17 protein-coding genes and 1 pseudogene are annotated in these 23,148 nt (G+C 71.3%); 6 read left to right on the forward strand and 12 right to left on the reverse strand.

Features of this window, described 5'->3' with window-relative positions; all coding sequences use genetic code 11:
• Window positions 1-126: 126 nt before the first annotated feature.
• From HS99_RS03035 to HS99_RS03055, 5 genes are all read right to left on the reverse strand, one after another.
• On the reverse strand, window positions 127-1,047 hold the full coding sequence (locus tag HS99_RS03035) for an NADP-dependent oxidoreductase (protein WP_030279297.1): 921 nt from the start codon (window positions 1,045-1,047) through the stop codon (window positions 127-129).
• 265 nt (window positions 1,048-1,312) lie between these two features.
• The gene (locus HS99_RS03040) at window positions 1,313-2,734 is read right to left on the reverse strand and encodes a non-reducing end alpha-L-arabinofuranosidase family hydrolase (protein WP_046385776.1); all 1,422 of its coding nucleotides are present in this window, start codon (window positions 2,732-2,734) and stop codon (window positions 1,313-1,315) included.
• A 96-nt stretch (window positions 2,735-2,830) separates the two neighbouring features.
• Window positions 2,831-3,988: a glycoside hydrolase family 11 protein gene (locus HS99_RS46185; protein ID WP_030550384.1), complete on the reverse strand. Its 1,158-nt coding sequence runs from the start codon at window positions 3,986-3,988 to the stop codon at window positions 2,831-2,833.
• A 437-nt stretch (window positions 3,989-4,425) separates the two neighbouring features.
• Window positions 4,426-5,430, reverse strand: a complete 1,005-nt coding sequence (locus tag HS99_RS03050; RefSeq protein WP_030279304.1) for a LacI family DNA-binding transcriptional regulator — start codon at window positions 5,428-5,430, stop codon at window positions 4,426-4,428.
• 121 nt (window positions 5,431-5,551) lie between these two features.
• Window positions 5,552-7,015, reverse strand: coding sequence for a glycoside hydrolase family 1 protein (locus HS99_RS03055; RefSeq protein ID WP_030550386.1), 1,464 nt, complete (start codon window positions 7,013-7,015; stop codon window positions 5,552-5,554).
• A gap of 213 nt (window positions 7,016-7,228) precedes the next feature.
• Between HS99_RS03055 and HS99_RS03060 the strand changes: the two genes are divergently transcribed.
• The gene (locus HS99_RS03060; RefSeq protein WP_030279308.1) at window positions 7,229-8,452 is read left to right on the forward strand and encodes an RNA-guided endonuclease InsQ/TnpB family protein; all 1,224 of its coding nucleotides are present in this window, start codon (window positions 7,229-7,231) and stop codon (window positions 8,450-8,452) included.
• 48 nt (window positions 8,453-8,500) lie between these two features.
• Here the strand turns inward: HS99_RS03060 and HS99_RS03065 are convergent, their stop codons facing one another.
• From HS99_RS03065 to HS99_RS03075, 3 genes are all read right to left on the reverse strand, one after another.
• Window positions 8,501-9,361, reverse strand: coding sequence for a carbohydrate ABC transporter permease (locus HS99_RS03065; protein WP_030550388.1), 861 nt, complete (start codon window positions 9,359-9,361; stop codon window positions 8,501-8,503).
• A gap of 5 nt (window positions 9,362-9,366) precedes the next feature.
• Complete coding sequence (locus HS99_RS03070) at window positions 9,367-10,350, reverse strand: carbohydrate ABC transporter permease (protein ID WP_046386654.1); 984 nt, start codon at window positions 10,348-10,350, stop codon at window positions 9,367-9,369.
• An 85-nt stretch (window positions 10,351-10,435) separates the two neighbouring features.
• Window positions 10,436-11,794: an ABC transporter substrate-binding protein gene (locus HS99_RS03075; RefSeq protein ID WP_078938908.1), complete on the reverse strand. Its 1,359-nt coding sequence runs from the start codon at window positions 11,792-11,794 to the stop codon at window positions 10,436-10,438.
• A 281-nt stretch (window positions 11,795-12,075) separates the two neighbouring features.
• Here HS99_RS03075 and HS99_RS03080 point away from each other — a divergent pair, with 281 nt between their 5' ends.
• Window positions 12,076-13,110, forward strand: coding sequence for a LacI family DNA-binding transcriptional regulator (locus HS99_RS03080; RefSeq protein ID WP_030550395.1), 1,035 nt, complete (start codon window positions 12,076-12,078; stop codon window positions 13,108-13,110).
• A gap of 19 nt (window positions 13,111-13,129) precedes the next feature.
• Here HS99_RS03080 and HS99_RS03085 read toward each other — a convergent pair whose 3' ends face one another.
• The 3 genes and pseudogenes from HS99_RS03085 to HS99_RS03090 form a co-directional block, all read right to left on the reverse strand.
• Window positions 13,130-14,644, reverse strand: coding sequence for a cellulase family glycosylhydrolase (locus HS99_RS03085; protein ID WP_030550397.1), 1,515 nt, complete (start codon window positions 14,642-14,644; stop codon window positions 13,130-13,132).
• 56 nt (window positions 14,645-14,700) lie between these two features.
• Window positions 14,701-14,997, reverse strand: a complete 297-nt coding sequence (locus HS99_RS48315; RefSeq protein ID WP_234344513.1) for a cellulose binding domain-containing protein — start codon at window positions 14,995-14,997, stop codon at window positions 14,701-14,703.
• Between the two features lie 101 nt (window positions 14,998-15,098).
• Window positions 15,099-16,721: pseudogene (locus HS99_RS03090) on the reverse strand (glycoside hydrolase family 6 protein); the annotation flags it as partial.
• Window positions 16,722-17,195: 474 nt separating this feature from the next.
• Between HS99_RS03090 and HS99_RS03095 the strand changes: the two are divergent.
• Window positions 17,196-18,668: an endo-1,4-beta-xylanase gene (locus tag HS99_RS03095; protein WP_046385612.1), complete on the forward strand. Its 1,473-nt coding sequence runs from the start codon at window positions 17,196-17,198 to the stop codon at window positions 18,666-18,668.
• 152 nt (window positions 18,669-18,820) lie between these two features.
• Here HS99_RS03095 and HS99_RS03100 read toward each other — a convergent pair whose 3' ends face one another.
• Window positions 18,821-19,852, reverse strand: a complete 1,032-nt coding sequence (locus HS99_RS03100; protein ID WP_232790636.1) for a LacI family DNA-binding transcriptional regulator — start codon at window positions 19,850-19,852, stop codon at window positions 18,821-18,823.
• 208 nt (window positions 19,853-20,060) lie between these two features.
• On the opposite strand from HS99_RS03100, the gene HS99_RS03105 reads away from it, so the two are divergent.
• The 3 genes from HS99_RS03105 to HS99_RS03115 are packed head-to-tail and all read left to right on the forward strand — an operon-like array spanning window position 20,061 to window position 23,064.
• A complete protein-coding gene (locus tag HS99_RS03105; protein WP_030550400.1) occupies window positions 20,061-21,353 on the forward strand; it encodes an ABC transporter substrate-binding protein in 1,293 nt (430 codons plus the stop codon).
• Window positions 21,350-22,246, forward strand: a complete 897-nt coding sequence (locus tag HS99_RS03110) for a carbohydrate ABC transporter permease (protein WP_030550402.1) — start codon at window positions 21,350-21,352, stop codon at window positions 22,244-22,246. The genes HS99_RS03105 and HS99_RS03110 overlap by 4 nt, the downstream gene beginning before the upstream one ends.
• Entirely contained in the window at window positions 22,246-23,064 is an 819-nt protein-coding gene (locus tag HS99_RS03115) for a carbohydrate ABC transporter permease (protein ID WP_030279332.1), read from the forward strand. The genes HS99_RS03110 and HS99_RS03115 overlap by 1 nt, the downstream gene beginning before the upstream one ends.
• Window positions 23,065-23,148 lie beyond the last annotated feature (84 nt).

Consider the following 23,148-nt stretch of genomic DNA (forward strand, 5'->3'; position numbering starts at 1 on the left):
CCGGCGGCCTTGCTCCACCCTAGGGCCTGTCTTCGAGCTCCCGCCTGCGGGCGGACGACGGGCGTTCGAAGACACGCCCCGGGTCCGGCTCCCGCCACGCGCGCCCCCTGCGGGGAGGGCACTCGGTCACGGCTCGACGACCAGCTTGCCGCGGGTGTGACCGGTCCGGCTGGCGTCGAAGGCCTCGGCCGTCCGCTCCAGCGGGAAGGTCCGGGCGACCTCCACGGTCAGCGCGCCGCGGTCCACGACCGCCGCCAGTTCGGCCAGCGCGGCGCCGTCCGGGCGGACCCAGATCCAGTGGCCGCCGTGCTGGGACACCCCGGGATCGGCGACCGAGACGTGCCGTCCGCCCTCGGCGAGTACGGCCAGGGTCGTCTCCAGCTGGCCGCCGACGAAGTCCGCGACGGTCGACACGCCGCCGGGCGCCAGTGCGCGCACCCGCTCGGTCAGGCCGTCGCCGTACGTCACCGGCTCGGCGCCGAGGCCGCGGACGAACGCGTGGTTGCGCTCGGAGGCGGTGCCGATCACCCGGGCGCCGCGGTCGCGCCCGAGCTGCACCGCGAGACTGCCCACGCCGCCGGCGGCGCCGTGCACCAGGAGGACGTCGGAGGGGCCGACGTCGAGCCGGTCCAGGCTGCGCAACGCGGTGAGGCCGGCCAGCGGCAGTCCGGCCGCCTGGGCCCAGTCGAGCCCGGAGGGCTTGCGCGCCACCGCGGGCGCGGCGACCGCGACGTACTCGGCGAAGGTGCCGGCCTGCACCACGTCCTTGCGGGCGTACGCCATCACCTCGTCCCCCGGGGCGAACTCGGGAGTGTCCGGCCCGGTGCGGGTGACGACGCCGGCCACGTCCCAGCCGGGGATGACGGGGAACACCGTGTCCATCATGCCGTCCAGGCCACCCGCCATGACCTTCCAGTCGACCGGGTTGACGGAGGCGGCCCGGACCTGGATCAGCACCTGCCCGGGGCCGACCTTGGGATCGGGCACCTCGCCGTACTTCAGCCGGGAGTTGTCCTGGGCGTACGAGTCGTAGGTCACGGCGCGCATGAACTGACCTCCAGGGAAGCGGTGTTGCGGCCTCGCGCACCGCCACCGGGGGCGGGGCGCCATCGGCCACGCTATGCCGTGGGCCGGTGCCCGGCATCCCCGAACCGCCGGACGGGGCTGTCGAACACCGATTCCGGGCCAGGGCCCATCCCGGTCAGCAACGACTTGTCAGCGCTCACGGAATCCGGCCCGGCTCACCGGCTTCGGACGGAACCCCGGCCGCAACGGCGGCCGGGGTTCCTCGTGCCCCGTCGTGACGGGTGGGTCAGCGTCGCAGGGTGAGGAGGCCCGGACGCCAGGGGAGTTGGTCGTAGGGGCCGGTGGCGGCGGGGGACTTGCCCTGGTAGAGGAGCTGGAGGTTGCAGGGGTCGATGGTCATGGTCTGGTCGGGGTTGTTGCGGACGAGGTCGCCGTGGCTGATGTCGTCGGTCCAGGTGGCGCCGCTGTTGGCCTTGCCCGCGAAGGGGCTGCTCTCGCTGGCGGCCTGCGGGGTCCACTGGCCGTTGAGGCTGGTGGCGGTGAAGGAGCGGAAGTAGCGCTGCTCGTTCGCGCCGCGGGCCTCGACGATCATCAGGTACTGGTTCCGGTCCTTGACCTTGTAGACCTGCGGCGCCTCGAAGAGGTTCTTCACCGAGTCGCTCATGACCGTCGTGTACGAGGAGCCGAAGTTGCCGGGGAAGTTTCCGATGGGCATGCTCGCCCGGTAGATGCTGCCGTTGTCACCGGCGAAGAACAGGTACATGTTCTGGTCGTCACCGATCAGCGTCTGGTCGATCGGGGCCGCGCCCGGGATGCCGCCGGTGAACAGCGGCTGCGGCGCGGACCAGCCGTTGGGGTTGGTCGGGTCGCTCGAGGTGCGGTAGATGAACGGCCACTGGCCCCACTGGTACGCCAGCACCCAGATGTTCTTGGGCGCGAAGTAGAACAGGGTGGGCGCAACCGCGTTCTGGTTCATCCCGGTCTGCCCGGCCGAGGCCATGTCGGACCAGTTGGTGAAGGGGGCGAAGGCCATCGAGCCGTACGAGGACCCCGACACGTTCGACGCGTAGACCAGGTGCTTGCCGTTGTACACCACGTCGGTGAAGTCCTTCAGCGCAACCCAGCCGTTCGCCGGCTGCGCCAGCGCGCCGGTCGAGGACCACCGGTACGTCGAGGGAAGCGCGCACGAGCCGCCCGGCGGGGCCGAGGAGGACAGGCCGGTCCAGCTCTGGTTGCTGCCGCCGTTGCACTGCCAGATGTCCACCGCCGTGCCGTTGGCCGTACCGGCGCCCGCGACGTCCAGGCAGAGCCCGGACTCCACGCCGACCACCGTGCCGTCGGCGTTGACCCGCCACTGCTGGTTCGCGGCTCCGGTGCAGGTCCAGATCTGCACCCGGGTACCGGCGGCGGTGGCGTGGCCGGGAACGTCCAGGCACTTGTCGCCGTACACGGTCAGCTGGTTGTCGGGCGTCAACGTCCACTGCTGGTTGGCCCCGTTCCAGCAGTCGTAGACCTGGAGGGGAGCGCCGTCCGTCCGGCTCGCGTTCGCCACGTCGAGGCAGCGGCCGGAACCGGTGCCGCGAAGGGCGCCGCTGGTGGCCGCCTGCGCCGGGCCGGCGACCAGTACGGCCGCCAACGCCGCCACGGCCGCGACGACGGCGACGAGCATCTTGTGCGGTCGCCGGAGACAGGACCTTCGTTCACGCATGGGGAGACTCCTTCACGGCCGGGTGGGGCCGACAGACGAGTATGTGAGCGCTAACAAACGTTGGCGCAGAGGGCGCCGCCTGCCCCGGGGCCCGGCTCAACCGAGGTTCCAGTGCTGGTTGGCGCCGCCGTTGGAGTCCCAGACCTGGACGGGCGTGCCGTTGGCGGTCTGACCGCCCGGGAGTTCCAGGGCCCGGCCGGAGGCGACGTTGGTCAGGGTGTAGGAGCCGTCGTCGTTCCGGTCCGCCCGCCAGTGCTGGTTGGCGGCGCCGCTGGAGTCCCAGACCTGGAGCCTCGTCCCGTTGCCCGTACGGCCGCTCGGCTCGTCCAGCGCCCGGCCGGAGGCTACGTTGGTGAGCGTGTAGGAGCCGTCGTCGTTCCGGTCCGCCCGCCACCTCTGGTTGGCGGCACCGCCGTTGGCGTCCCACACCTGGAGCGGAGTGCCGTTGCCGTTCTGCCCCGCGGGCTCGTCGAGCACGCGACCGGCGGCAGCGTCCGTGAGCGTGTAGACGGCGCCGGGGGTGATGCCTCCGCCCGGCGTGCCGCCGCCGCTGCCCCCGCCAGGGGAACCGCCCACCGTGATGTCGGAGCTGCCGCTGCTCCGGTAGCCCTCGGTGGCCAGGATCTCGTAGTTCAGGGTGCCGAGGTTCATGCCGTGCCCGGCCCACGCGTCGAAGTGGTTCCCGACGGTGATGGTCCCGCCGGTCCGCCTGTCCCGACGGACGCTCCAGTACTGGTTGAAGGTCCTGATCCCCTCGATGGAGGGGGCGTTGTAGCGGGTCGTCTCGTAGATGTCGTAGGTGCCGCCGTCACTGGTGACGGTGCCCTTGTACGTGCCGGTGGGCTTGTAGGAGCCGTAGTTGTCGACGACGTAGTACTCGACGAGCGGATCGGTGCTCCAGCCGTAGAGCGACAGGTAGGCGTTGCCGTTGGTGCTCCAGGTGCCCGAGTACGTCACCGGATTGCGGGACCCGGTGCTCCAGCCCTTGCCGGCGACGAAGTTGCCGGCGTTGGTCCAGGAGGTGCCGTAGTGACCGCCGCCGTTCAGCGACATCGAGACCGAGCCGGTGCCCTCGGTCCAGAACGAGAAGAAGTATCCGCCGTCGGTGCCGGTCCGGTTCGTGGTCACCGTGTCGGCGTCGGCGGTGCCGGGCAGGAGCAGGACGACCGCCAGGGCCGGCGCGAGAAGGGGCACCTTGCCGACGGACCGCCGGAGGCGGCCGACCTTGCGGCTCTCGGGGTGGGGAGATTTCACAGGGTGATCCGTTCTGCCGATGGGTGGGGGGCGGGGAGGGGCCCTGCGCCACCCGGTGACCGCCGAGGGAAGGGTGGGCCGGACGGCACCGCATGGCGGCGCAGGGAGTCGACGTGCCGTCACCGCCGCTCCGGCGAACGGCGAAAGGTGGCCGGCGGCACGCGCATGCGACCCGGATCCGGGGCCACGGCCGTGCACAGGTGTCGACGGCGACAGTGTTGGCCTGCCCCCGACAAGCTGTCAACTCTTGCGGCCGAGAGGGCGAAAGAGTCGGCGAGGGCGCCGCCCCGCCTCTTCCTCCAAAGGCAATGGTCAAGCCCCTGGTGGCCGAAGAGTCCGACGGGAACCTGCCGTTCCCGGCAGCGCGGCCAGTGAGTTGCGGGAGTCGGCGGCTCGAAAGTTTCGGACCGCATGCGAGTGACCGCTCCGCGGTGCGCTCAGCCCGATGCCCGGACGACCAGCCGTGTGGGGAGCACCACCGATTCGCCGCGCGCCGGGTTCCCCAGCAGCAACTCCATGGCGCGCGAGCCGAGTTCCTCCACCGGCTGGCGGACGGTGGTCAGGCCAGGTCGGCAGCGCGCCGCGACGGGGGCGTCGTCGAAGCCGATCAGCGCGACGTCCTCCGGCACCCGCAGGCCGCGCCGCCGCAGGGTCCGCAGGGCGCCCGCGGCCATCTGGTCGGAGGCGGCGAACACCGCGTTCACCTCGGGGCGCTGGTCCAGCAGCCGCTGCATCGCGTGCTCACCGGAGGCGCTGCTGAAGTCGCCGTAGGCCACGGCGGGCCGTACCGCCGCTACCGCGGCCATCACCTGGCGGTAGCCGGCCAGCCGGTCCGCGCCGGCGGCGGTGTCCGGCGGTCCGGCGATGGTGGCCACCGAGCGGCGCCCGGACGCGCACAGCCGCCGTACCGCGTCCGTGGCGCCGGCGAGGTTGTCCGCGTCCACGAACGCCACGGTGCCCGGCTCCGGCGGCCGGCCCAGCGACACCACGGGCACCCTGGCCGCGTGCAGCAGCCTGACGAGCGCGGTGTCCCCCCAGGGGCCGACCAGCAACACGCCGTCGACGTGACCACCGCACAGGTAGCGCACCAGCGGTGGCCGCCGGGAGCGTCTCGGCACCGTGAAGACGGCCAGCTCCCGCTCTGCGCCCGGCAGGGAGCGCCGCAGCCCGGACAGCAGCCGCACCGGGAAGGCGTCGGCGTGGTACTGCGCCGGATCGGCGAAGACCACGACGGCCACCACGCCGGTCTCCCGGGCACTGGCCGCCCGGAGGCGGACGTACGCCAACTCGCGGGCGGCCCGTTCCACCCGGGCCGCCACGTCGGTGGAAACCGGGGCGGAACGATTCAGCACCCGGGAGGCGGTCGCGGTGGAGACACCGGCGCGCCGGGCGACCTCGGCCAGTGTCGGAGCGGGGTCGTTGCTGCGCAAGGGCTGGGGCATGGGGGCCGTCCTGGATCGATCCTCGACACGGGAACCGCACCCCGAACCCGTCCTGCGCCGGTCCACCCACCGGCTGCCAGCTTGGAGGGTTGAACGGTCTGCGTCAAGGGATCCGGCACCCTCACCCGGGCAGGTCAGGCAGCGTGTTCCGGCGGATCACCTCCGCGTACCAGCGGGCACTGTCCTTGGCGGTCCGGGTCTGGGTGGCGTAGTCCACGTGGTACAGACCGAACCGCTTTCCGTAGCCCCACGCCCACTCGAAGTTGTCCATCAGCGACCAGAGGAAGTAGCCCCGCACGTCCGCTCCGGCGGCGATCGCCCGCCGGACGGCGTCGAGGTGTCCGCGCAGGTAGTCGATGCGCTGAGGGTCGTGCACCGTGCCCTCCGGCGTCAGCCGGTCGTCGAAGGCGGCACCGTTCTCGGTGACCATCAGCGGCAGCCCGGGATGTTCGCGGTGGAGGCGCAGCAGCAGGTCGGTCAGGCCGGACGGGTCGATCGGCCAGCCCATGACGGTCCGCGGGCCGGGCGCGCGGTGGAAGAGCACGTCGGCACAGCCGGCGAATGGGGACTGGGCACCGTCGCCGTGACCCGCCTCGCCCGCGGTCGCCGGGTCCGGGTCCTGCCCGTGCGGCAGGGCCGAAACCACCGTCGGAGTGTAGTAGTTGACGCCGAGCAGGTCGACCGGCCGGGCGATCGTGGCCGGGTCGCCGTCGTGGACCAGGGCCTGCCAGTCGACCAGGTGTTCCGTGTCGGCGAGCAGGTCGTCGGGGTAGGCGCCGTTCAGCATCGGTCCGGTGAAGACCCGGTTGCCCACCGCGTCGATCCGGCGGGCGGCCTCGCGGTCCGCCGCGGACGCGGTGAGCGGTCGCACCTCGTGCAGGTTGAGCGACACCGCGATCCGCGCGTCCCGGGGCAGCACCGTGCGCAGCGCCTCGACCGCGAGTCCGTGGCCGAGGTTGAGGTGGTGGGCCGCGCGCAGGGCGGCGGTCCAGTCGGTGCGGCCCGGGGCGTGCACCCCTGAGCCGTAACCGAGGAAGGCCGAGCACCAGGGTTCGTTGAGGGTGGTCCAGATGCCGACCCGGTCGCCGAGGGCATCGGCCACCAGCGCGGCGTAGTCCGCGAACCGCTCCGCGGTGCTGCGGGCCGGCCAGCCCCCGAGGTCCTCCAGGTCCTGTGGCAGGTCCCAGTGGTAGAGCGTCAGGGCGGGCTGGATGCCGTGCTCCAGCAGCTCGTCCACCAGGCGCCGGTAGAAGTCCAGGCCCGGTTCGACGGCCGGCCCCCGGCCGGTCGGCTGGACCCGGGGCCAGGACACCGAGAACCGGTAGGCGCCCAGGCCCAGTTCGCTCATCAGCCGGACGTCCTGCCGGTAGCGGCGGTAGTGCTCGGTGGCGCGGTCACCGGTGTCGCCACCGGCCGTCCGGCCCGGGGTGCGGCTGAAGGTGTCCCAGATCGAGGGGGTCCGGCCGCCGACGTCGACGGCTCCCTCGATCTGGTAGGCCGCCGTCGCGGCTCCCCAGAGAAAACCGGGGGGGAAGGCGGAGGGGGAGGCGTCGACCGGGGCCGACCCGGTCCGTGCGGAAGTCATCGCCGGCTTCTTCGTTTCTCGCGGGTTCATCAGGACTCCTTCGTGGATACCCCCGGCCTCAGCCGGGGGTGGGGGTACCTCCCGCTTGCGGGGGAGAAACGAAGCTCCCGCGTAGCGGGGCAGGGATAGCCGTTTCGCCGCCAGGGCGAACCGGTGTCTCGGTAGGTTGATCAGCCGCAGATGGTCACAAAGATTGGCGCTGGTGTGCGATCCATGACGACCACTCAGGTGAAGCGGGCCTTCAAGTTCCGCTTCTATCCGACCGATGCGCAGGCGGCTGAGCTGTCGCGCACGTTCGGGTGTGTGCGGCTCGTCTACAACATGGCGTTGCATGCCCGGTCCGAGGCGTGGACGATGCGGCAGGAGCGGGTGAACTACAACGCCACGTCCGCGATGCTGACGGCGTGGAAGAAGACCGAGGAGCTGGCGTTCCTCAATGAGGTCTCCTCCGTGCCGCTCCAGCAGACTCTCCGGCACCTGCAAGGGGCGTTCTCCAACTTCTGGCAGAAGCGGGCGAGGTACCCCCGGTTCAAGTCGAAGAAGAAGTCCCGCGACAGCGCCGAGTACGCCACCAGCGCATTCCGGTACCGCGACGGTCAACTGACACTGGCGAAGATGGCGGAGCCGCTGCGTATCGTGTGGTCGCGTCTCCTGCCCGAAGGGCAGTCGCCGTCCACTGTGACCGTGTCCAGGGATGCGGCGGGGCGCTGGTTCGTCTCCATGCTGTGTGAGGACCCCGGCGTCAAACCCCTGCCCGCGCTTGGCGCGGCGGTGGGTATCGACGCCGGGATCACCAGTCTGGTGACGCTCTCCACCGGGGAGAAGATCACCAACCCCCGGTCCGAGCGCAAGGATCGGGAGCGTCTGGCCAAGGCCCAGCGGGAATTTGCCCGCAAGGCCAAGGGCTCGAAGAATCGCGAGAAGGCCCGCGCGAAGGTCGCCCGCGTCCACGCGAGGATCGCCGACCGGCGCAGGGACTTCCTGCACAAGCTCACCACCCGACTCGTCCACGAAAACCAATTGGTCGTGATCGAGGACCTGACCGTCCGCAACCTCCTCAAGAACAAGAAGCTCGCCCGAGCCATCTCGGACGCTTCCTGGACCGAGCTGCGGACCATGCTGGAGTACAAGTGCGCGTGGTACGGCCGCGACCTGGTGACCATCGACCGGTGGTTCCCCAGCTCCAAGCTGTGCTCGGCCTGCGGAACCATCCGCGACAAGATGCCCCTCAACGTCCGCGAGTGGGCGTGCGACTGCGGAGCAGTCCACGACCGCGACGTGAACGCGGCACGCAACATCCTGGCCGCCGGACTGGCGGTTGCAGCCTGTGGAGACGGTGTAAGACCTCAACGGAGTACTCCGGGCGGGCAGTCGTCGATGAAGCAGGAAGTCATCCCACCGCAGCGCACACGCGCAGCGGCTCAGCCGCGAGGCTGAGGGGAATCCCCTCCCTTCCAGGGAGGGGAGGAAGTCAACGACTGAAGATCAGTTCTTGACTGCGCCGGCGGTGATGCCGCCGACGACCTGCCTGCCCAGCAGGGCGAACACCAGCAGCAGCGGTGCGGTCCCGAGCAGCGCGCCGGTGAGGATGACGGTCTGGTCGGAGTCGTACGATCCGCCGCCGAGCCCGGCCAGCGCGACCTGCACGGTGGGATTGCTCTGGCTCAGTGCGATCAGCGGCCAGAAGAAGTCGTTCCAGGACTGGACGAAGACCAGCATGCCGAGGACGGCCATCCCGGGCCGGGCGATCGGCAGCACCACGCTCCACAGGATCCGCAGGCTGCTCGCGCCGTCCATCCGGGCGGCCTCGACCAGTTCGATCGGCAACGCCTCCGACAGGAACTGCCGCATGAAGAACACCCCGAACGCGGCCACCAGGTTGGGCAGGACCACCGACTGGAGCCGGTCGGTCCAGTGCAGCCGCGCCATGATCTGGTACAGCGGGATGACGCTCAGCTGGGCGGGCACCGTCATGGTCGCCACCACCAGGCTCAGCAGGGCGTTGCGGCCCCGGAAGGGCAGTTTGGCGAAGGCGAAGCCGGCCAGCGTCGCGAACAGCACGGTGCTGGCGGTCACGCAGCTCGCCACCACCACCGAGTTGAGCAGTGCCTGGCCCATGTGGACCTGGTTCCAGGCGATGTCGAGGTTGTGCCACAGGTTCCCGCCGGGCAGCAGCGGGGGCGGGGTCTGCGCGATCCGGCTGCCGGAGGTCGAGGCGCCGACCAGCGTCCAGTACAGGGGGAACAGGGAGAGGACGGCGACGAGGATCAGCACCGCGTACGTGAACGGTCCGGCTCCGGTGAGGCCGCGGGCTCCCGCGCGCCGTCGTCCCGGGTTGACGGCCATCGCTCTCAACCTCCGTTCCGGCTGCGGCGGATGCGGACCAGGGCGAGGTTGAGCGCGCCGATGGCCAGCAGGATCAGCAGCATCGCCCAGGCCACGGCGGCGGCCCGGCCGAGGTGGAAGGCGTACCAGCCCTGGTCGTACAGGTAGAGCCCGAGGGTCTGGTACTGGTGGGCCGAGCCGCCGCTGTGGCCGGTCGCTCCGCCGCCGAACAGCAGTGGCTCGCCGAAGAGCTGGGTGGCCCCGATGCCGGAGACCACGACGGTGAACAGGATGGTGGGCCGGATGGTCGGCACCGTGACGTGCCGGAACTGCTGCCACCGGTTGGCGCCGTCGAGCGCCGCCGCCTCGTACAGGTCGTGCGGGACGGCCTGCATGGCGGCGAGGTAGATCAGGGCGTTGTAGCCCGTCCAGCGCCAGGTGACGATCGTGGAGACGGCGATCTGGGAGGTCCAGGTGCCGCCCTCCCAGTCGACGTGGCCCAGGCCGAGGTTGCCCAGCAGCCAGTTGACCATCCCGTAGTCACGTCCGAACAGCAGCGTGAACACCAGGGTCGCCGCCGCGATCGAGGTGGCGTACGGCGCGAGCATCGCGATCCGGAAGAAGCCGCGGCCGCGCAGGCGGTAGTTCAGCAGGTGCGCCAGACCGAGGGCCATCAGCAGCTGCGGCACGGTGGACAGCAGGCCGACGGTGACGGTGTTGCGCAGGGCGTTCCAGAACAGGTCGTCGTGGAGCAGCCGGGTGTAGTTGTCGAAGCCGCGCCACTGCATCTGGTCGGAGGTCTGCAGGTCGACGCTGTGCAGCGAGACCCAGCCGGTGTAGAGCAGCGGGAACAGTCCGAAGGCGAGGAAGCAGAGGAAGAACGGCGCGACGTACAGGTACGGCGAAGCCTTGAGGTCCCACCGGTAGAGCCGGGCGCGCCAGGGGCGCGGCGGCGGGGGAGCGGGGCGTGGCCTGCCGAGGGGAGTGGCCGGGACGGCCTCGTCGAGCATGGGTGAGGACCTCTCTGGAGGGGGGCGCCGTCCCGGCCCGGCCGGGGCAGCGGGGCCGGGCGGGCGGACGGCGGGAGACCGGTCGTCAGTCGCTGACCTTGTCGTCGATCTCCTTGACCGCGTTGCCCCACGCCTTGGCGGGGTCGCTCTGGTGCTGCTCGATGCTGAGCAGGGCGCCGTTGGTGAGGGTGTCCTTGACCAGGCCGTCCCACTCGCCGATCACGGTCGGCTGGATGGACTGCGCGGTGGCGGCGTAGATCCGGCCGGTGGGCGTGTCGCCGAAGAAGTCGAGGTGGGCGTTCTGCACCTCCGGCCGGCCCAGCGCCTGGGTGTTGGACGGCAGGTTGCCGACCGTGGTGAAGACCTTGGCCTGCTGCGCGGGTGCGGTGAGCCAGGCGGCGAGCGCCTCGGCCTCCTTCTGGTGCTTGCCGGCCTTCGGTACGGTGAGGAAGGAGCCGCCCCAGTTCCCGGCGGCCGGCGCCGTGGCGATGTCCCACTTGCCCTTGTTGGCGCTCCCGGACTTGTCGGCGACGATGGCCGTCATCCAGGACGGGCAGGCGACGGTGGCGAACTTGGAGTTGGCGAACGCCTGGTACCACGGTGTGTCGAACTGCTTGAGACCGGCGCTGATCCCGGCCTGGACCGCGCCGGTCGCCAGGTTCCAGGCGTTCTTGACGCTGGGGCTGTTCTTGTAGTCCAGCTGGCCGCTGCCGTTGTCGTACTGGGTGGTGCTGGAGGACACCACGGCGTTGAACAGGCCGCCGGCGGAGTCGGTGAAGAAGGTGCCGGCAGGTGCCTTGGCCTGGTACTGCTTGCCCGTCTCGACGAACTTGGCCCAGTCGCCCTGCCAGAGCTTGGCCACCTCCTCGCGGTCGGTGGGCAGTCCGGCCTGCTGGAACAGGTCCTTGCGGTAGCAGATCGCCATCGGGCCGATGTCGGTGCCCAGGCCGATGGTGCGGCCGTCCGTCGTGCTGGCCTGCTGCGACTTCCAGGGCAGGAAGGCGCCCTTGTCCACCCCGTCCGCCTTGCCGAGGTCGACGAACTTGTTCGCCTGCTTCTTCACCACCTGGGCGATCCGGCCCACCTCGACCGCCTGGATGTCGTCCAGGCCGCTGCCGGAGGCGAGGTGGGTCTGCAGGGCGGGGTAGTAGTCGGTCTCCTGCTCGACGGTGTGTTCGACGATGGTGATGCCGGGGTGCTCCCGCATGTAGGCGTCGAACAGGCCGGCCTGCTTGTAGCCGAAGGTGCCGTAGTCGCCGACGGTCAGGGTGATCTTGGAGTCCGAGGCCGCGGCGCCGCCCGAGCCGGAGCCCGCGCTGCTGCACCCGGCGACCAGCAGGGCGCCCAGGGCGGCGGTCGCGGCGCTCAGCAGCGGCTTGGGGACCTTGCGCACGGGGAGGGGGGCGGTGGCTCTGCCGCCGTGGGTGGTACCGGGGTTCCGCATGGCCGGATCTCCTTGTCCAGGGTGGGGCACGGCTGCGCGGCGCCACCGGGGCGGCGCGCAGCCGTGCTCGGAACTGTGGGAGTGCGAGTACTTGCGAATGCGGGGGAACGTGAATGGGAAGGCATATGGGAGCGCTCCCACCTCGATGTGGGAAGATTGCTTCGCCGCGCGAGGCGTGTCAAGGGCGGGCAACGGCTCCGTTACCGGACCGTGTCGTCCGGACGTCCGCGCCGCGGTCGTCGCCGTCCACCGTCCGTCCATCGCCCGCCGGGAGAACGATCATGAGTCGAGCCGCGCAGCAGCCGCCCGCTGCCCGTCCCACCCTGGAGGCGGTGGCCGCGCGGGCCGGAGTGGGCCGGGGCACCGTCTCCCGGGTCGTCAACGGCTCGTCCAAGGTGAGCGCCAAGGCCCGCGCGGCGGTGGAACAGGCCATCGCGGAACTCGGCTACGTCCCCAACCAGGCGGCTCGCTCCCTGGTCACCTCCCGCACCGACGCGGTGGCCCTGGTCATCCCGGAGAGCGTCGCGAAACTGAGCTCGGAGCCCTACTTCTCCGACATCATCACCGGAGTCTCCGCCGAACTCGCCGACTCCGACCTGCAGCTGCTGTTGGTGCTGGTCCGCGACGAGCACGAGCGGGAGCGGCTGAGCCGCTACCTCACCGCCCGCCGGGTGGACGGCGTCCTCCTGGTCTCGGTCCACCAGGACGATCCGCTCCCCGAGCTCCTGGAGCGACTGGAACTGCCCGCCGTGCTCGGCGGCCGCCGCTCGGAGCGGGAAACGCTGAGCTACGTCCACGCCGACAACGCGGGCGGCGCCCGTGCGGCCGTCCGGCACCTGCTGTCCCGGGGCAGGACGGCCATCGGGACCGTCACCGGGCCGCTCGACATCGAGGGCGCCGCGGCGCGCCTGGCCGGCTACCGGCAGGCGCTCGCCGAGGCCGCGGTGCCGGCGGACGAGGGGCTCGTGGCCCACGGGGACTTCACCGAGCGCGGCGGCCGCGAGGGCATGCGGGAACTGCTCGCCCGCCGGCCCGGTCTGGACGCGGTGTTCTGCGCCTCGGACCTGATGGCGGCGGGTGCGTTGCAGGCGCTGCGCGAGGCGGGCCGGCGGGTGCCGCAGGACGTCGCCGTGGTGGGTTTCGACGACTCCGTGGTGGCCCGGCACACCGAGCCGCCGCTCACCAGTGTCCGCCAACCGATCGAGGAGACGGGGCGGTTGATGGTCCGGTCGTTGCTCAAGGAGATCGCTCAGCCGGGCCGGTTCCGCCGGCAGACGGTCCTGCCGACGGAACTGGTGGTGCGGGAGTCCTCGTGACCGGAACGGCCCGGCGGCGTTACGTGCCGGCCAGGTGGGCGCGGTATCCGGCGCCGAAGGCCGTCGGGGTGCCGTCGTAGGAGCTGATCAGCGCCGGGCCGTTGCTGCAGTCCCAGGTGTTCCACGTCCAGGCGAGGTAGGACACACCGTGCTGGTCCAGCCAGGGCAGCAGGGCGTCCAGATAGCCGTGCGCGCAGTCGTTCTCGCCGAACTCACCGGCGATGACCGGCACTTGCGCGGTGAGCGGGGCGATCTGGCCGTCCCAGCAGGAAGTGGTGCTGCAGGCGTTGAAGTTGTACGAGTGCCAGGACGCGGCCAGGTTGTGCAGCGGGTCGGCGGGTTGGTGCGCGGCCCACTGGGTGAGGTCGTTGGCGTACTCCTGGCCGCCCAGCATCAGGACGTTGTCCGCGCCGGTCGAGCGCACCGCGTCGACCATCGCCTGCATCCCGGCGACCCGGTAGCCGATTCCGGGACAGCTGCCGCCGTCCCGCCAGCAGGTCCAGCCGCTGTCCTCGCTCCCGGTGGCGCGTGACGGGTACGGCTCGTTGAACAGGTCGAAGACCACCGCGTCGTCGCCCTTGAAGGTCTGTGCCACCGACGTCCAGAACGGGATGGCACCGGCCGCGTCCGGCATGGGCTTCTGGCAGGTGGCGTTGGCGTCCGGGCAGCCGGCGGACGGTCCGGTGTACACCCCGTCGGTCCAGTGCAGGTCCAGGACCGCCACGAGGCCGTTCCGTTCCAGCAGGTCGACGTAGCTGCGCACCGCACCGATGTAGGCCGCACCGGCGTAGGCGGGGTCGACGTTGGAATGGCCGAGCCAGCAGTCCTCGTTGAGCGGCACCCGGACGGAGTTGACGTGCCAGGACTTCATCGTGGTGACGGAGGCCTGGTCGGCCGGGCCGTCGAAGAATCCGTGGCCCTGGACGCACATGAACTCGGCCCCGGAGCGGTCGACCCCGTGCAGGGTGATCGGGGTGCCGTCGGCCTTCGCCAGCGTCCTGCCCGCGACGTGCACGGCCGGGGCGGACCCGTTCGGGGGCGGCGTGGTCGGCGGGGTGCTGGTCGGTGTGGGGGAGGGGCTCGGGGACGGGCTCGACCGTGGACCGCAGGGGGTGCCGTTGAGAGTGAAGGCGGTGGGGGCGGTGTTGGTGCCGTTGTAGGAGAAGTTGGCGCTGGTGGTGTAGGTGGCGCCGGGGTCGATGGTGGGGGCGTAGCCGGGGTTGGTGACGGTGACGGCCTGTCCGGACTGGCTCCAGGTGCCGTTCCAGCCGTTCTGGAGGGTCTGGTTGCCGGTGTAGGAGTAGCCGAGGGTCCAGCCGTTGATCGGGAGGGTGCCGGTGTCGGTGATGGTGAGGTTGGCGGTGAATCCGCTGCCCCAGTCGTTGACGGCGTACTTCACGTCGCAGGAGGTGCCGGAGGCGGGGGTCGGGGAGGAGGTGGTCGCGGAGGCGGTGAGGGGGAGCACGGCCAGGGCGGTGCACGCGGCGGTGGCGGCCGCGAGGGCGGCCGTGCGGGGTGTGGCGGTACGGGGCATGCCGGGTCCTCGTGGGTGGGGGCCGGGGCCGCCGGTGCGGCCCCGGCCGGGGGCGGTCAGCTGGCGGTGCAGGTCAGCGTCGGAGCGGTGTTGCCGCCCGAGTAGCTCGCCTGGAAGCCGAAGCTGGTGGTGCCGTTGGGCGCCAGCGCGCCGTTGTAGGTCTGGCTGGCGGCCGTCACCGCGCTGCCGCTCTGGGCGGTGGTGGCGTTCCAGCTGTTGGTGACCTGCTGGTTGCCGCCCCACGTCCAGGTGACCGTCCAGGACTTGGTGGCCGTACTGCCGGTGTGGTGACGGTGACACCGGCCGTGAAGCCGCTGCCCCAGTCGTTGCCGACCGCGTAGGCGGCGGAGCAGCCGCTGCTGCCACCGCCCCCGCCCGGCGCCGCCGTGGTGCCGGTCACCGCGGCCGAGGCGGCGGAGACGTTCCCGGCCGCGTCCTGGGCCGTGACGGTGTACTGGTAGGAGGTGGCGGGGGAGAGCCCGGAGTCGGTGTAGCCGGTGGTGGTCACGGTGGCGACCTTGGCCCCGTTCCGGTACACCGAGTAGCCGGTCACGCCTGCCGGGTCGGTGGAGGCCGTCCAGCTGAGCGACACGCTGCTGCTGGTGGTGCCGGTGATGGTCAGCCCGCTCGGCACGCTCGGGCCGGTGCTGCCGCCGGAGCCGCTGCCGAACGCGGGGTAGGCGTTCTGCACCAACTGCCGGAACTGGGCCGGGAACCACTGTCCGGCCGGGATGTTGCTGCCGGGGATGGCGTCCGTCGGGTAGGTGTTGCCGTTGCCGTCGCTCTGGGTGCCGTTCGGGTCGCAGTGCGGGTCGCCGTGGGGGTGGGAGGCGTCGGGGTAGTCGCCGTCCGACTCGCCTGGCGGCTTGACCCAGAGGAACGCGATGATCGGGCTGCCCGTACCGTACGGCAGGGACTGCGGACGTTCCCCGATGCCCGCGCCGTTGACGTTGCACCAGTCGCCGCGGAAGGGCTTCCGGTCGACCTTGTTGGCCGCGACGTACGCGTCCACCGTGGTGGGGCCGGAGTTGAGCGCGGTGGGCCGGGCGGAGCCGCCCCAGCCGTTGCGCGAGGTGTCGACCAGCATGCCGATGCTGCTCGGGAACCCGTTGGACACCAGGGTGGAGTACATCGCGGTGTCGTAGTGGTACTCGTCGAACGCGGGGTTGTACTGGTAGAAGTTCGCCGACTTGAGCGGCTGGCCGCCGACCGACAGGTCGGGGTCGGTGAGGTACGGCTCGGTGAGCGGCGTGGTGTTGGCGGTGTCGCTGACGAAGCCGTCGATGCTGGCGAACCCGGCCGTGGTGGCCTGGGCGACCTTGGCGTACTCCTTGCCCGCCGGGACCATGTTGTTGGACCAGCCGAGCCAGCCCGCGTGGCCGATGTCCAGGTAGTCGTACACGTTGGGGATCGCGTGCAGCTTGTTGAGCGCGTACTCGATGCCCGACTCGTAGTACGGGGTGGCGGTGGCACAGGTCGGCTTGGACTGGTTGGTCACGGCGTTGGGCAGCGAGTCCGGCTCGATGACGGCCGCGATCCGCAGGCCGGCGTACTTCGGGTTGGCCAGCACGGCCGCGATCGGGTCGATGTACTGCGCCTCGTAGGTGGCCAAACCGGCCGCGGTGGCGGGGAGCTCGCCGTTGGAGGCGATCGCGGCGCAGTCCCGGCCCGGCAGGTCGTAGATCACGACCTGGAAGACCACCGGCGTGCCGCCCTGCTGCTGCTGGCCGAGTGCGTGGTCGAGGTGGGCCTGGAGGCCGAGGTGGGTGGCGTCGCCGGCGATCGCGCCGATGCGGTCCATCCACACCGCGGTGGGGTTGGCGGCGACCTGGGTTTCGAGAGCGCCCAGGGTGCCGCCGTCGGCCGCGGCCTGGGCCTTGACCTCGGCCGCGAAGTCGGGGTTGAGGTAGCCGGTCGCGCCGGCGAACGGGTTGGTGAGGTGGACGGCGGCCGCGGCCGCCGGGGCGGGCGCGGCGTGTGCGGGGGCGGCGGCACCGATGCTCGGCAGCAGGCCGGTGGCGCCGAACAGCGTGGCGGCCGCTGCCGTGCGGAGCCGACGCAGGACGGGATGAGGCACGTCCGGGTCCTTTCCGATGGGTGGGGGTTCCTGACGGGGTCGCGGAATCGGGTGGGAACGCGCCCACGAGGGGCATGGCGACCCCTGTCACATCAAGCCAGGGCCTGAGAAACGGCGTCAATAGTCGCGGGAGCGCTCCCAAAAGAGGCTGTAAGTTACATGCCGCCGCGCCGGGGAAGGCACCCGCCCAGAACGCCTGGACACCCGGCAACCTCCGAGTCGCCAGTGCCCCGAGTGTCGGCAGAGATTTCCGAAACATTGCCGAAACTTTCAACCACGTATTGACGAGTCTCGCACACTCCGAGTTACCTAGCCCGGGGCGCAACCCACCCGGGGCACCGTCTGCCGGACGGTCGCCGCAGCGCTCCCCCCTGTTCCCCGAACCGACGGCCCCACCGCCGTCATCGCTCGTGCGCCATGACCCGCCGTCAGCGCGGGTGTGCCCCTTCCCTGGAGCGACGCTGGAGGGCGACCATGTCTCTTCGAAGGACCCTGAACGGAATTCACCATGCCTGGACCGCCGCGGTGGTCCTGGCGCTGGTGCTCGCGACCGGTGCGCTGGCCGCGACGACCCCGGCCGCGGCGGCCGGCAGCACGTTGAAGGCGGCGGCAGAAGCGAACGGCCGGTACTTCGGCACCGCCCTGTCGGACGGTGACCTCGGTGTCGGCGGCGAAACCGCCGTCGTCGGGGCGCAGTTCGACGCGCTGACCCCGACCAACGAGATGAAGTGGGAGACTGTCGAGCCGGCCCCCGGCTCCTACGACTTCGGCCCGGGCGACCAGCTCGTGCAGTTCGCCCGGGCGCACGGCATGCGGGTGCGCGGTCACAATTTGGTGTGGCAGAACCAGCTCCCCGGTTGGATGTCGAACCTGCCGCTGAACCAGGTGCGCTCCGCCATGGAGGCGCACATCACCGCGGAGGCCGGCCACTACAAGGGGCAGGTCTACGCCTGGGACGTGATCAACGAGCCGTTCAACGGCGACGGCTCCCTCGTCCCGGACGCGTTCTACCGGGCGATGGGACCGGACTACCTCGCCGACGCGCTGCGCACCGCGCACGCCGCCGACCCGGGCGCGAAGCTCTACATCAACGACTACAACATCGAGGGCGTGAACGCGAAGAGCGATGCCCTCTACAGCCTCGCCCGGTCGCTGCTCGCCCAGGGCGTGCCGCTGGGCGGCATCGGGTTCGAGAGCCACTTCGTCGTCGGTCAGGTCCCCACTGACCTGCGGGCCAACCTGCAGCGGTTCGCGGACCTGGGCCTGGACGTGGCCGTCACCGAACTGGACGACCGGATCCAGCTGCCCGCCTCCGGAGGCGCCCTCCAGCAGCAGGCGGCCGACTACGCCGCCGTGGTGCGGGCCTGCCTGGCCGTCTCCCGCTGCGTGGGCGTGAGCCAGTGGGGCGTGGACGACGCGCACTCCTGGATCCCCGGCACCTTCCCCGGGTACGGCGCCGCCACCATGTACGACGACAACGACCGGCCCAAGCCGGCCTTCGCCGCGACGCTCTCCGCCCTCGGCGGTTCGAGCACCGGCGGCGGTGGCGGCACGACGGGCGAGCTGCGCGCGGCCGGTGCCGGCAAGTGCCTCGACGTGCCGAACGGTTCGACCACGGCCGGCACCCAGGTGCAGCTCTACAGCTGCTGGGGCGGCATCAACCAGATCTGGACGCACACCGCCGCCGACCAGCTGAGCGTCTACGGAGGTGCCGGCCGGATGTGCCTGGACGCCTCCGGGCAGGGCACGGTGCCCGGCACCAAGGTAGTCGTCTGGCCGTGCAACGGCCAGGCCAACCAGCAGTGGCACGTGAACGCCGACGGCACCGTCACGGGCGTCCAGTCCGGTCTGTGCCTGGACGTCTCCGGCGGCTCCACCGCCGACGGCGCCCCGGCACAGCTGTGGACCTGCAGTGGCCGGAGCAACCAGCAGTGGACCCTCGGCTGACCGAGCGGTGCGGTGCGGCCGGACGGCGCCGGGTTCCCCGGCCGTCCGGCCGCACCGCTTTCTGCGGTCCCCGGCCCGGCCGCCGGCCGCCCGACGGCCCGGGCGGCTCGGCGGGTTCGACTGCCCGGACCGCCGGACGGCCCGGCCGCCCGTCAACCGCGCTCCACCTGGCCGGGCACGGCCGTTCGCGGCGGGGCGGTGCTGCTGCGCTGGACCAGACTGGTGGCCAGGTCCACCCGGAGCGTGCCGGGCCGCACCCCGCGGGCCAGGTCGATCACCAGACGGGTCGCCACCTCGGCCATCTCGGTCAGCGGCTGGCGCACGGTGGTCAGCGGCGGTCCGACCCAGCGGGCCAGCGGCAGGTCGTCGAATCCGACCACGCTGAGGTCCTCCGGAACGCGCAGCCCCAGCTCGCGGGCGGCCTCGTACAGGCCGAGCGCCTGGAGGTCGTTCCCGGCGAACACGGCGGTCGGCCGCTCCGGCAGGCCGAGCAGCTCCAGTCCGAGCAGGCGTCCGGACTCGTGGTGGAAGGAGCCCTCGCGGACCAGGTCCGCGTCGTACGGGATGCCCGCCATGTCGAGCGCCGCCCGGTAGCCGTCGGCCCGGGCGCGGCTGCACATCATCCGGGCGGGGCCGCCGATCAGGCCGATCCGGCGGTGTCCGAGGTCGAGCAGGTGCCGGGTGGCGGCGAGGCCGCCGTCCCAGTTGGTGGTCCCGACGGCGGGCACGTCCTGCCCGGGGTCGCCGGCCGGGTCCAGCACCACGAACGGGACGTCCCGGCGGGACAGTTGCTCGCGCAGCGAGCGGTCCAGGTCGGACAGCACCAGGACCACACCGGTGGGGCGCCGCGCGAGCACCCCGTCCACCCAGGACTGGCCGGGGCCGTGCCGTTCGGCGGACTCGGAGAGCACGATGCTCAGCCCCTCCTCGCGGACGGCGTTCTCGACGCCCCGGATCACCTCCACCGCCCACGCGCTCTCCAGCTCGTGGAAGACCAGCTCCAGCAGCGGGCTGGCCCGGCGGTTGCCGCGCCGCCGCCGGTAGCCGTACCGCTGGAGCAGCTCCTCCACCCGCTCCCGGGTGGCCGGCGCGACGTCGGCGCGCCCGTTCAGGACTTTCGAAACAGTCGGCGCGGAGACTCCGGCCTCCTGCGCGATCTCGGCGAGCGTGGCCGCTCTGGTCACGGGTTCCTCCTGCACTGCCCCTGCTGGGCGAACTCCGTCGTGGATGGCTGTACGAGACGGCCGCGGGTGGCCGTACCGCACGGATGCTAGCCCCCCGGACGAGTCGCGGGCCGATCCCGTCGGGGCTCTTGACGGACGGTCACCACGGATCTAGGTTTCCCACAACATTCGGCAACTTGCTCGAAACATTCGAAACAGAGGGCAGGATATGCGATCGAAAGCCGCCGCGATCACCGCGGTCACCGCACTCGTCCTGGGGACGTCCGCAGCCTGCGGCTCGGGGGACTCCTCCTCCGGTGCCGGCGACGGCACGATCCACGTACTGGTCTACGGGGACGCCGCCAACAAGGTCGAGAAGCAGCTCGTCGACACCTTCAACAAGACCTCCAAGGTCAAGGCCGTGCTGGACACCATCCCCGGCGCGGACTACCAGCAGAAGCTCCAGACCGTGATCAACACGCCGCGGGCCCCCGACGTCTTCTTCAACTGGGGCGGCGGCTCCATCCAGCCGTTCGTCAAGGCGGGCCTGCTGCTGCCGCTGGACGACTTCATCGCCAAGGACCCGGGCCTGAAGGACAACTTCCTGCCCTCGGTCTTCAACTCGGCGGTGGTGGACGGCAAGCCGTACGGGGTGCCGATGCGCGGCACCCAGCCGGTGCTGCTGTTCCACAACAAGCAGGTGCTCGCGGACGCCGGGCTCACCCCGCCGAAGACCTGGGACGACCTGGTCGCCGCCACCAGGACCCTGAAGGCCAGGGGCGTCACCCCGATCGCGCTCGGCGGCGGCGACCAGTGGCCCACCCTGATGTGGTTGGAGTACCTCTACGACCGGATCGCCGGCCCGGGCCTGTTCCAACGGGCGCTCGGCGGCGACCGCGAGGCCTGGGCGAGCGAGGACAGCCGCAGGGCGCTGACCACCCTCAAGCAGTTGGTCGACGCCGGGGCGTTCGGCAGCAACTACGACTCCGTCAAGTTCACCGACGGCGGCTCCCCGGCCCTGGTCGCCAAGGGCAAGGCCGCCTTCGAGCTGATGGGCTCCTGGTACTACTCCACCCAGCAGGACGCCAACCCCGACTTCGCCAAGTCCGGCCTCGGCTACACCGGCTTCCCGGCCCTGAACGGCGGCAAGGGCGACCCGGCCGACGTCGTCGGCAACACCAACAACTTCTACTCCGTGCTCAAGAGGACCAAGCACCCGGAGGCCGCCGCGGCCTTCCTCGAACTGATGTACTCCGACGAGTTCGTGAAGGCCCAACTGGCCATCGGCAACCTCCCGACCACCACCAGCACCGTCAACTTCCTCGACCTCTCGGCCAGCCCCGGGTACTCCAAGGACCAGTACGAGCTGGTCAAGGCCGCCCCCTCCTTCCAGCTCTCCTGGGACCAGGCGTACCCGCCGAGCGCCATGACCCCCATGCACACCGCCGTCCAGCAGTTCTTCGACGGCAGGCTCGACACCGACGGCTTCATCAAGGCCATGCAGGCCTTGCCGACCTCATGACGCGCGCCGCGCGTCCGGGCGCGGCGGCGACCCGCCCGGGCTTCGTCTGGGCGCTCCCCGCCGCGGTGTTCTTCCTGATGTTCGCGCTCACACCGCTACTGCTGGTCGTCGTGCTCTCCTTCACCAGCTGGGACGGCATCGGCGAACCGCGCTTCAACGGCCTGGACAACTGGACCGCCCTGCTCCACGACCCGGTGATGATCCAGTCCGTCTGGACCACCCTGCTGCTCACCGCCCTCGGCGTGGTGACCCAGACGCCGGTCAGCATCCTGCTCGGCGTCTGGGCCGCCGGACACCAGCGCAACCGGGCCGTCCTGTCGGCGGTCTACTTCGTGCCGCTGCTGCTCTCGGCCACCGCCGTCTCGGTGGTGTGGCGGGCCGTCCTCGACCCCAACTTCGGCGTGCCGGCCCAGCTCACCTGGCTGTTCGGCGACGGCAACCTGCTCGGCAGCAAGGGCGGCGCGATCGGCGTACTGACCTTCGTCGGCGTGTGGCAGTTCACCCCGCTGCACGCCCTGATCTACCAGGGCGGCGCCCGGGCCATCCCCCAGGTGCTCTACCAGGCCGCCGCCGTCGACGGCGCGGGCCGGGTACGGCAGTTCCTCCACGTCACCCTGCCGCAGCTGCGCAACACGATCATCACCTCGGTGATCCTCATGGTGGTCGGCGGTCTGACCACCTTCGACACGGTGCTGATCCTCACCCAGGGCGGACCCGGCACCGACACCACCGTCACCGCCTACTACATGTACCAAAAGGCCTTCAAGGGCTTCGACTTCGGTGTGGGCTCGGCCATCGCGCTGGTCCTCGTGGTGGTGGCCACCCTGATCTCGCTCGCGGTGGTCCGGCTCTCCGGCTACGACCGGATGCGCGGCACGGCGGAGGGCCTGTGATGCGACGACGCCCCAACGTCCTGGCCGGGTTCGGCTCCCTGGTGTGGCTGGTGCTGGTGGGCCTGCCGCTGTACGTCCTGCTGATCGCCACCTTCCGCACCCGCTCCGACTACTCCACCGGGGGCCCGCTGAAGCCGCCCGCCCGGTGGACCCTGCAGAACTACCTGACCGACCTGTCGAACGGCTTCGGCCAGGACTTCCTCAACACCCTGACCGTCACCGCCGGCGTGGTCGCCATCGTGCTGCTGGTCGTCCCGCCACTCGCCTACGCCATCGTGCGCGCCCGCGGCCGGGCGACCGGCTGGGTGTTCCGGCTGTTCCTGCTCGGGCTGGCGATCCCGGCCCAGGCGGTGATCGTGCCGATGTTCTACGTCATCAGCCAGACCGGCCTGTACGACCACCTGATCGGCGTCATCCTCCCGACCGCGGCCTTCTGCCTGCCGGTCTGCACCCTGGTGCTGACCGGTGCGATGCGCGACATCGGCCCCGAGCTGTACGAGGCGATGGCGATGGACGGCGCGTCCCCGGCGCGGGTGTTCCGCCAGCTGGTGCTCCCGCTGTCCAGGGGCGGACTGTCCTCGATCACGGTCTTCGCCGCCCTCCAGGCCTGGAACGGCTTCCTCTTCCCGCTGATCCTCACCCAGTCCGACTCCACCAAGGTCATCACCCTCGGCCTGTACGACTTCCAGACCGAACACGGCGTGGACGTGCCCGGACTGCTCAGCGCCGTGGTGCTGTCCATGCTCCCCGTCCTCATCGTCTACCTGTTCGCCCGCCGCGCCCTGGTCCAGGGCCTGACGGGGGTCGGAGGAAAGTGAACGACCACCGGAACCCCGAGCCCGCACCCGCCTGGCGGGACACCTCGCTCGCCCCGGAGGCCAGGGCCGACGCCCTGATCGCCG

It is taken from the genome of Kitasatospora aureofaciens, assembly GCF_001188955.3.
Taxonomy (GTDB): Bacteria; Actinomycetota; Actinomycetes; order Streptomycetales; family Streptomycetaceae; genus Kitasatospora; species Kitasatospora aureofaciens.

Bases quoted from the DNA above. Each gene is read 5' to 3' on its own strand.
- HS99_RS03055 (WP_030550386.1), bottom strand. From the start codon at position 7,015: ATGACTTCCGCACGGACCGGGTCGGCCCCGGTCGACGCCTCCCCCTCC.
- HS99_RS03110 (WP_030550402.1), top strand. From the start codon at position 21,350: ATGACGCGCGCCGCGCGTCCGGGCGCGGCGGCGACCCGCCCGGGCTTC.
- HS99_RS03095 (WP_046385612.1), top strand. From the start codon at position 17,196: ATGTCTCTTCGAAGGACCCTGAACGGAATTCACCATGCCTGGACCGCC.
- HS99_RS03070 (WP_046386654.1), bottom strand. From the start codon at position 10,350: ATGCTCGACGAGGCCGTCCCGGCCACTCCCCTCGGCAGGCCACGCCCC.
- HS99_RS03050 (WP_030279304.1), bottom strand. From the start codon at position 5,430: ATGCCCCAGCCCTTGCGCAGCAACGACCCCGCTCCGACACTGGCCGAG.
- HS99_RS03060 (WP_030279308.1), top strand. From the start codon at position 7,229: ATGACGACCACTCAGGTGAAGCGGGCCTTCAAGTTCCGCTTCTATCCG.
- HS99_RS03035 (WP_030279297.1), bottom strand. From the start codon at position 1,047: ATGCGCGCCGTGACCTACGACTCGTACGCCCAGGACAACTCCCGGCTG.
- HS99_RS03080 (WP_030550395.1), top strand. From the start codon at position 12,076: ATGAGTCGAGCCGCGCAGCAGCCGCCCGCTGCCCGTCCCACCCTGGAG.
- HS99_RS03115 (WP_030279332.1), top strand. From the start codon at position 22,246: ATGCGACGACGCCCCAACGTCCTGGCCGGGTTCGGCTCCCTGGTGTGG.
- HS99_RS03075 (WP_078938908.1), bottom strand. From the start codon at position 11,794: ATGCGGAACCCCGGTACCACCCACGGCGGCAGAGCCACCGCCCCCCTC.
- HS99_RS03105 (WP_030550400.1), top strand. From the start codon at position 20,061: ATGCGATCGAAAGCCGCCGCGATCACCGCGGTCACCGCACTCGTCCTG.
- HS99_RS03065 (WP_030550388.1), bottom strand. From the start codon at position 9,361: ATGGCCGTCAACCCGGGACGACGGCGCGCGGGAGCCCGCGGCCTCACC.
- HS99_RS03040 (WP_046385776.1), bottom strand. From the start codon at position 2,734: ATGCGTGAACGAAGGTCCTGTCTCCGGCGACCGCACAAGATGCTCGTC.
- HS99_RS03085 (WP_030550397.1), bottom strand. From the start codon at position 14,644: ATGCCCCGTACCGCCACACCCCGCACGGCCGCCCTCGCGGCCGCCACC.